General features: G+C 45.5%; 5 protein-coding genes. All 5 read left to right on the forward strand.

The features are described 5' to 3' along the window. Positions 1-130: 130 nt before the first annotated feature. Positions 131-364 carry a DUF1146 family protein gene (locus ON064_RS17530; protein WP_058382972.1) on the forward strand — a complete coding sequence of 78 codons (234 nt, stop codon included), beginning with the start codon at positions 131-133 and terminating at the stop codon, positions 362-364. 373 nt (positions 365-737) lie between these two features. Continuing rightward, positions 738-2,036 (forward strand): UDP-N-acetylglucosamine 1-carboxyvinyltransferase, encoded by a 1,299-nt coding sequence (gene murA / locus ON064_RS17535; RefSeq protein WP_274625784.1) that lies wholly within the window; start codon positions 738-740, stop codon positions 2,034-2,036. Positions 2,037-2,253: 217 nt separating this feature from the next. Further along, complete coding sequence (gene mreB, locus ON064_RS17540; RefSeq protein WP_274625785.1) at positions 2,254-3,249, forward strand: rod shape-determining protein MreB; 996 nt, start codon at positions 2,254-2,256, stop codon at positions 3,247-3,249. Between the two features lie 103 nt (positions 3,250-3,352). Then, positions 3,353-3,616 carry a DNA-directed RNA polymerase subunit beta gene (locus ON064_RS17545; RefSeq protein WP_274625786.1) on the forward strand — a complete coding sequence of 88 codons (264 nt, stop codon included), beginning with the start codon at positions 3,353-3,355 and terminating at the stop codon, positions 3,614-3,616. A 55-nt stretch (positions 3,617-3,671) separates the two neighbouring features. After that, the coding region (locus ON064_RS17550) for an ApeI family dehydratase (RefSeq protein ID WP_483879764.1) at positions 3,672-3,844 on the forward strand (173 nt) is incomplete at its 3' end.

The raw sequence follows: 3,844 nt of genomic DNA on the forward strand, positions 1-3,844 counted from the left end.
TCTTTTTTATTGGATTATGGGCAAGATTTCACGAAAAACTCATGAAGTTTTATGCCATATGAAATAATTTCAGCTATACTAACAGCAGGGGTTTCAACAAATAAGATATGAGACGAAAGGAGAGTGTAGAGTGGAATTATACATCGGACAGCAGGCATTGATTTCAATCATCAGCCACATCTTTTTCACCGGCGTTTCATTTTATGCATTGCGGGCTGTGATGTTCGATAAATGGATAGCTAAACACCATGTATTGCAGGCCCAGATTTTATACATATTTTTAAGCATTGTCATCGGAACGTCCGTTTCCAACTTCTTTTTGGAAATATCGGCATGGTCCAGGCAATTGCCGTACCTGTTTTAGCATGGCCGATTTGCCATGGTAATGCGGATGCAGGCCGTTCCTATGGCAAATCGGCAATGTTTTACTATTTCCCGGGAAATATTCAGTGTCTAAGGGTTTATTTCTATTGAAGTGGGGAAACAATTAACTGTAATCAATTTGTAATATTTCTTTTTGCGCTACGGACATAAAAATACCTATACATGCGAACAACATGGGGTATATTGAGTTTTTGATAAGAAAGCCTTGTAATGCTTGTTTCTTATCAAAAAACAAGGTATTATAGATAAGGTTTTCATTTTTTACTACCATAAACTACAGAGATTATTAAATGAGAAAATATACGTGAGAGCTGTATAAATTAGGGACTATTAAACACATGGAGGGCTATGCTTTGGATCATATCATCGTTAAAGGCGGAAAGAAATTAACAGGGAAAGTACGGGTAGAAGGAGCGAAGAATGCAGTACTGCCAGTATTGGCAGGCGCGCTTCTTGCAAGTGAAGGAAAAAGCTTCATTACGGAAGTGCCGAATCTTGCAGACGTCTACACTATTCAGGAAGTATTGAGAAGCCTGAATGTACAAGTCGAGTATTTCCCGGAGAAAAACGAGATGCACATCGATGCATCTTCACAACTATCGAGTGAAGCACAGTTTGAATATGTCCGCAAAATGCGTGCATCGATTCTAGTCATGGGACCTGTACTTGCACGCAACGGATTTGCCCGTGTCGCTTTGCCAGGCGGCTGCGCCATCGGATCTCGTCCGATCGATCAGCACCTTAAAGGCTTTGAAGCAATGGGAGCGAACATCACGTTCGGAAACGGCTTCGTTGAAGCAAAAACAGATGGCCGTTTACGCGGTGCTAAAATCTACCTCGACTTCCCAAGTGTCGGTGCAACAGAGAACATCATGTCAGCCGCAGCGCTTGCAGACGGGGTAACAACCATCGAAAACGCAGCAAAAGAACCGGAAATCGTTGACCTAGCGAATTATATCAACGAAATGGGCGGAAACGTCAAAGGTGCCGGTACGGATACTATGCGTATCGAAGGCGTGGAGACTCTTCATGGTTCGAATCACTCGATCATTCCTGACCGAGTAGAAGCAGGGACATTCATGGTAGCAGCTGCCATCACAGAAGGCGATGTTATCATTGAAAACGCCGTTCCGGAACATATGGCTGCCTTGATTTCAAAAATGGGTGAAATGGGAGTCGATATTCAAGAGACGGATGAAGGCTTGCGGATCCGTGCGACACGGCCGCTTCGTTCCATCGACATCAAGACCATGCCGCACCCAGGATTCCCGACAGATATGCAATCGCAAATGATGTCATTGATGCTGACTGCACAAGGCAACGGCATCCTGACTGAAACGGTTTTTGAAAACCGCTTCATGCACGTTGAAGAATTCCGCCGCATGAATGCATCCGTTAAAATCGAAGGACGTTCAGTGATCATGGAAGGCCCTTCTAAATTGCAAGGCGCTCAAGTATCAGCGACAGATCTTCGTGCAGCTGCTGCATTAATCTTGGCTGGACTTGCTGCTGAAGGCATTACACGTGTACATGAGCTTTATCATCTAGACCGCGGATATGTTGATTTCCACTTGAAGCTGGAAGCTCTAGGAGCAGACATTGAACGCGTATCGACTGAAACAAGCGAAGTAAAAGAAGAGCAAATGGTTTAATTCATCAGGACTCATACTTCATATGATCAAGAGCCTGCCGCACAATTGAGCGGCACAATCTTTTTTCGTAGAAAAACGTGCTGAAAGTATTTTCGGAGAATTTTGTCAGTCGCTGCAGGATTATGATAAGATTTTAACTAGACAATTCTAATGGAAATGTAAGCTTGGAAAATCAAAGTTCAATCAACATCGCAGAATACAGGAAGGGGACGGCGTAATGTTTTCGAAAGATATAGGCATCGATCTCGGAACAGCTAATGTGCTGATCTATGTAAAAGGCAAAGGCATCATTTTAAACGAGCCGTCCGTAGTAGCAGTCGATAAAAAATCCAATGAACTGATCGCAGTCGGCACGGAAGCGCAGAAGATGATGGGGCGCACACCCCAGCATATTGCGGTGATCCGCCCATTGAAAGATGGCGTCATCCATGATTTTGATATTACAGAACTGATGCTCAAGCATTTTATCCAAGTATTGAAACTGAAAGGGTTTATGATGAAGCCGCGCATCCTTATCTGCTGCCCAGCAAATATCACGAGCATCGAACAGAAAGCGATTCGCGAAGTGGCTGAAAAAGCCGGCGCGCGAAAAGTCTATGTCGAAGTGGAGCCGAAAGTTGCGGCGATCGGGGCAGGACTTGATATTTATCAGTCGGATGCGAGCCTGGTTATCGATATTGGCGGGGGAACTTCCGATATTGCGGTTTTGTCGATGGGTGAAATCGTTAAAAGTACAACTTTGAAAGTGGCAGGCGATCATTTCGATTTGGATATACTCCATTACATAAAGAGAAAATACAAATTGCTGATCGGGGAACGGACAGCTGAAAAGCTGAAAGTGGAATTCGGGACGCTCAGCGGCGATCAGGAAGCGACGATGGACATTCGCGGACGGGATATGCTTACAGGTTATCCACGGACCATTACATTGAAAGCCCAGGAGATTACGGAAGCCTTGCGTGAATCGGTCGAGTTAGTGGCAGAAGGTGTGCGAACGGTGCTTGAACAAACACCACCTGAACTGGCAGCGGATATCATCGACCGTGGCGGCGTGTTGACTGGCGGAGGTGCTTTGCTTGGCGGATTGGACCGGTTGCTGGCAGAGCGTCTTGGCATCCCGATCGCCATTGCGGAACATCCAAAAGAATGCGTCGTTCTTGGAACCGGGAAAATGCTTGAAGCAAAGCAAGATATTTTCCGTTCAAGGAGATAAAATTCAAATTTTTGTTCCACAGCCCAGGCTTTTTAGTATAATGGCAGATAGTGAAGAAACTTGTAGGGGATTGGGCATTTAAAGAAGAAAGGTTGACATAGCAATGGCACAATCACGAAAAGCTGGCTCGACTCAGCCAGATAAACCGAATACGCAAACCGACAAGCCGAAAAAGAAAACACGTTGGGTGCAAATCCGCATGTTTCCGATCTGGCTGCGCATCCTCCTGGTCGTTGCGCTTCTCGTCGTTATGGCAGCACTGGGTGCTATGATCGGATACGGCGTCATTGGAGATGGCAATGCGGGAGATGCACTGAAATGGGAAACGTGGCAGCACATCTTCGACATCATGCGCGGCGTCACTTGATTACGCAGCGACAAAACCTTGAGATGAACAGAACGTGAAGAAGGGAATGGAACATATGTTGACGACAGAACAAGTACAGGCAATTTTGCCTCACCGCTATCCTTTTTTGATGGTCGATCGGATCGTTGAAATCGAAGCGGGGAAAAAAGCAGTCGGGCTGAAAAACGTCACCGCTAATGAAGATTTCTTTAACGGCCATTTTCCGGGATATCCTGTCATGCCAGGCGT

Origin of the sequence: Planococcus sp. A6 (assembly GCF_028823615.1) — a bacterium.
GTDB lineage: Bacteria > Bacillota > Bacilli > Bacillales_A > Planococcaceae > Planococcus.

Excerpts from the sequence above, each read along its gene's own strand:
- mreB (WP_274625785.1), top strand. The coding sequence starts at position 2,254 with ATGTTTTCGAAAGATATAGGCATCGATCTCGGAACAGCTAATGTGCTG.
- ON064_RS17545 (WP_274625786.1), top strand. The coding sequence starts at position 3,353 with ATGGCACAATCACGAAAAGCTGGCTCGACTCAGCCAGATAAACCGAAT.